At 53.2% G+C, this 3420-nt stretch carries 4 protein-coding genes; 3 read left to right on the top strand and 1 reads right to left on the bottom strand.

All coding sequences use genetic code 11. The features are described 5' to 3' along the window. The 3 genes from Q8Q07_02155 to Q8Q07_02145 form a co-directional block, all read left to right on the top strand. Positions 1-522, top strand: a 522-nt coding sequence (locus tag Q8Q07_02155) for an NADP-dependent phosphogluconate dehydrogenase (GenBank protein MDP3879095.1), incomplete at its 5' end; no start/stop codon positions are given. Between the two features lie 34 nt (positions 523-556). Next, positions 557-1699 (top strand): alcohol dehydrogenase catalytic domain-containing protein, encoded by a 1143-nt coding sequence (locus Q8Q07_02150; protein ID MDP3879094.1) that lies wholly within the window; start codon positions 557-559, stop codon positions 1697-1699. Between the two features lie 80 nt (positions 1700-1779). Further along, positions 1780-1959 (top strand): hypothetical protein, encoded by a 180-nt coding sequence (locus tag Q8Q07_02145; GenBank protein MDP3879093.1) that lies wholly within the window; start codon positions 1780-1782, stop codon positions 1957-1959. Positions 1960-2150: 191 nt separating this feature from the next. Here the strand turns inward: Q8Q07_02145 and Q8Q07_02140 are convergent. Beyond that, positions 2151-3420 (bottom strand): ATP-binding protein (locus Q8Q07_02140; GenBank protein MDP3879092.1); only part of this gene is annotated, 1270 nt, incomplete at its 5' end.

Raw genomic sequence — 3420 nt, 5'->3', positions numbered from 1 at the left:
GGCTATTGCCTGATGGTAGGCGGTGACAACGATGCCTATAATCGTCTGGAGCCGGTATTTCAGACGCTGGCGCCGTCGCCGGAGAACGGATATGGGTATGTAGGTCCCAGCGGAGCCGGACACTTCGTCAAGATGATGCACAATGGCATCGAATACGGGGTGATGCAGGCATACGCCGAGGGTTTTGAATTGATGCGGGCAAAAAGTGAATTCAATCTCGACCTGCATCAGGTAGCTCAAATCTGGCGATACGGCAGCGTCATTCGCTCGTGGTTACTGGACCTGACGGCGGCAGCACTGGAAAATGATCCTGCATTGGAGAATATTCAGGCATACGTCGAAGATTCCGGAGAAGGACGCTGGGCGGTGGAGGAATCGATAGAACTTGGCATACCCGTGCCGGTTATCACCCAGGCGCTCCAGGCGCGTTTCAGGTCGCGTCAGGAGCAACCCTTCGGAGCTAAACTGCTGGCTGCCCTGCGTCAGCAATTCGGAGGGCACGCTGTCAGGAAACGCGGGTAGCACCCTTCTGATTTGAAAAGGAGGTACAGGAAAAATGTTTGCAGTAGGAATGATTCGGGGAAAGCCTGAAGTGCATGATTTTAAAATCCCTAGACCGCAGATAACACAACCGGATGAAGTGCTGGTAAGGGTCAAAGAGGTCGGTCTGGACGGAACAGATTTCGGCATTGTCAGTCAGGGAACGCCCGACATCGCTGAAGGGCGCAACGAAATGGTTATGGGGCATGAGATGGTTGGCGTGGTCGAGGAGGTAGGCAACGAGGTGAAGTCTTTGGCACCCGGCGACCCGGTAGCGGTGACCGTTCGCCGCGGCTGTGGCATCTGCGCTCCATGCCTGCACAACCAGAGCGATATGTGTATGACCGGCCTCTTCAAGGAGCGGGGTATTCACCAGCTTGACGGCTACCTGACTCATTACGTTGTTGACCGGGAACAATACATGGTAAAAATACCCTCCGAGTTGACCAGGCGGGCGGTTTTCACCGAGGCATTAAGCATAGCGGAGAAAGGGATTGAGCAGATAAGGGTTATCCAGTCCCGCATGCCCTGGGCCTGTCCGCATCCGGAGCATAGCTTTCAATCCAGAGACTGGGGTGGATGCAAAACGGCGCTGGTGGTAGGCGCCGGCCCCCTGGGTCTGCTGGCCACTGTTCTTATCAGACTGGCCAAAACGAATACGTTCGTTGCTGATATTGTGCCTGAAGAAAGCCCCAAAGCGCGCCTGGTCAAGAATCTGGGTGCCCAGTATATTGATGCCAGCACCAGGATGCCTCAGGAAATCGTGGATATCTGCTGCAAACCTTCCGGCAACCTCAACGTAATATTTGAAGCCTCCGGCGCTGCCGAAACCGCCGTGCATCTCATCCCCTTTATGTCTCGCAGCAGTATATGCGTGATGACCGGAATACCGAAGGGAGACTTAAACATCCGGTTAGACGCGGCTGAACTGGTGCGCCGGATAGTGCGCTATAACCAGGTGGTGGTGGGTAGCGTAAACTCCAACCGCATGCATTTTGAGATGGCGTTAAAAGACCTGGGACAGGTCGACTCCCGGTTTGGTGGTGTGTTACGTGAGATGATAACCCATCGTTTCCGGTTGAACGATTATCAGCGGGCTTTCAGCCTCAATGACCCGGAACACATAAAGACGGTGGTTGAAGTAGAGCCGTGGGATTAGATTCCTTGGCATAGCAACAGGTCGCCCGGCAGTCAGCAGTCACAGGAATCCTGGCGACGCGCTACAGGGGGATTAGCTACATGGAAGCATTTTTGTTTGACCTTGATGGTACTTTACTACAATCGGAGAATGGTCTTTCTGCCGGTGGCTCAATCGAGATGCCGATTGCCGACCAGATGTGGGGAGATTACTACGAGAGCTTCAAAGACAGGTTCGGAGTGATGTGGATGGTCAATTATTCTCCTCCGAAAAACCAGTGATAAGGCTTTATCTGTTATTGTAGAAAGAGGTATTCAGGTAAAGTCGATGGAATATTCGATAAGGTAAAGTATAATAAAAATAATTGATTATCAAGAAGGGGGAACAAAGCAGTCCGGAAGCCTGTTATTTGCCTGTATGCTTCGTCGTGCCGCTATCTTAAGAATTAGGTGTTACAGCCTGCGCGTGGTTTCTATTTTGTACCGTACTCTTTTTTGTTACGGGCGGTGTGAGCAAAAGGCAGTGTGAACAGGAAGGTCGCCCCTTTGCCCGGTTCTGACTCAACCCATATCTTTTCGCCGTGCGCCTCTACCAGGGTGCGGCAGACCTTGAGTCCCAGCCCGACGCCCTGGGTGGGGTTCCGGTAAATTGTCTCCAATTGCTCAAAACTCTGAAAGAGCCTCTTCTGTCCCTCGGGTGGAATCCCCGGTCCCTGGTCGCTGACACCCAGGATTAGCTTGTTATCGTTCCTCTGGCTGAAAATCCTGATTTCGCCGCCCCTCGGTGAGTACTTGATGGCGTTTTCAACCAGGTTGTACAGAATTCTCTCGACCTTTACCGGGTCAGCCAGAACTAATACCGGACTGGTGGGCGCGTCAACGGTGAGGCGGTGCGTCGCTGATTTGCCCTGCAGTTTCCGCGTTACATCCCGTGCTATCTTGAAGACGTCGATAGGTTCCATATTCAGGATCAGGTGGTTTGCCTGAGAGCGAGATAGCTCGAGCAGGTTTTCCACTATCGCTGCCATGGTTTCAGTACCGCTGATAGCGTCACGGAGAAGTTCCCGGGTCTCCCGCTCGGAGAGTCCTTCCTGTGTGAGTACGTGGAGAGCGCCCATAATGACTGTCATCGGAGTCTTGAGCTCGTGAGAGACCATGCCGATAAAGTCATCCTTAAGACGCTCAACCCGGTCCCGTTCGGAGACATCGCGGAATATCAGCGCCACGCCGGTAAGGTTTCCCGCGTAATTCCTGATGGGTGTAGCCCTGTCATCTATCGGTATCTCCGTACCATCCCTGGTAATGAGCATGGTGTGGTTCGCCAGTCCGACGACCTCACCGGTAAGCAGTACCCTGGCTACAGGGTTCTCTACAGACTGACGGGTGTCCCGGTTTATTATTTTGAATACCTCGGTCAGCTTCCGGTTCATGGCTTCCTCTTGCTTCCAGCCCGTCAGTTGCTCGGCAGCCGCATTCATGAAGTTTATCAGTCCATTCCTGTCAGTGGCGATGACGCCGTCTCCGATGCTCATCAGCGTCGTTGCAAACCACTCCTCTCGCTCTCTTAGTTTCCTCTCCATCCCGTGTTTATACAGGGCTATTTCGATAATGATGTGTAGCTCTCTTTCCTGGAAGGGCTTGATGATATAGCCGTAAGGTTCGGTTATCTTGGCACGCTGCAGCGTACTTGCGTCCGAGTAAGCGGTCAGGTACACTACCGGAATGTCAAGGCGGGAGCGTATC

This window comes from Dehalococcoidales bacterium, from assembly GCA_030698765.1.
Lineage (GTDB): Bacteria > Chloroflexota > Dehalococcoidia > Dehalococcoidales > UBA2162 > JAUYMF01.
The sequence above is the reverse complement of the archived record's forward strand: the minus strand, read 5'-3'. Positions and strand labels throughout refer to the sequence as shown.

Coding starts and splice junctions, on each gene's coding strand:
- Q8Q07_02150 (MDP3879094.1), top strand. CDS start 557: ATGTTTGCAGTAGGAATGATTCGGGGAAAGCCTGAAGTGCATGATTTT.
- Q8Q07_02145 (MDP3879093.1), top strand. CDS start 1,780: ATGGAAGCATTTTTGTTTGACCTTGATGGTACTTTACTACAATCGGAG.